The organism is Vibrio sp. 10N.222.46.A1, from assembly GCF_041473595.1.
In the GTDB taxonomy this organism is placed as follows: Bacteria; Pseudomonadota; Gammaproteobacteria; order Enterobacterales; family Vibrionaceae; genus Vibrio; species Vibrio tasmaniensis_A.
In genome coordinates this window covers 1-750 of the sequence record NZ_JBFRSN010001073.1, presented here as the reverse complement: position 1 = coordinate 750, position 750 = coordinate 1, and the positions used below count along the sequence as shown (strand labels likewise).

The window sequence follows — 750 nt, the reverse complement described above, 5'->3', positions numbered from 1 at the left end:
ATGATTAGATAGAGAGTATCGAGAGTTCTTAGAATAATAACTAGGTAAGTAACACTGAATGAAACCCTCATTACAACTTAAGCTAGGCCAACAGTTAGCAATGACTCCTCAATTGCAACAAGCGATTCGTTTGTTGCAATTGTCTACTTTGGATTTGCAACAAGAGATTCAAGAAGCACTTGAATCGAACCCACTACTCGATGTCGAAGACGGCAATGAAGATACGCCAACATCGGAAGAAAAACCTAGCAGTGACGAGAAAGAAACAGTTGAAACAGTTGAACAAGACTTACCTGACAGCTCCGATTTGATCGAAAAATCAGAGATCGGCAACGAACTAGAAATCGATACAACTTGGGAAGACGTTTACAGCGCAAACACAGGTAACACTGGCATTGCGATTGATGACGATATGCCCGTTTATCAAGGCGAAACCACACAAAGTCTATACGATTACCTGCTCTGGCAACTCGATTTAACACCATTTACTGAAACTGACCGCAGCATAGCTTTTGCGCTAATTGATGCTATCGATGACCGCGGTTACCTTACCGTATCTTGTGAAGACATCCTTGAGAACTTCGACAACGAAGAGATCGAGCTTGATGAAATTGAAGCCGTTCGTAAACGAATTCAGCAGTTTGATCCGCTAGGTGTCGGTTCTGTGAATCTGCAAGATTGCTTGTTACTGCAATTGGCGACCTTCCCACAAGATACCCCTTGGCTTAACGAAGCTAAGTTAGTACTTAC

The 750-nt window shown here is 42.5% G+C and carries 1 pseudogene; it reads left to right on the top strand.

Annotated elements, in window-relative coordinates:
• Positions 1 to 58 precede the first annotated feature (58 nt).
• Positions 59 to 750, top strand: a pseudogene (locus AB4496_RS23850) (RNA polymerase factor sigma-54); the annotation flags it as partial.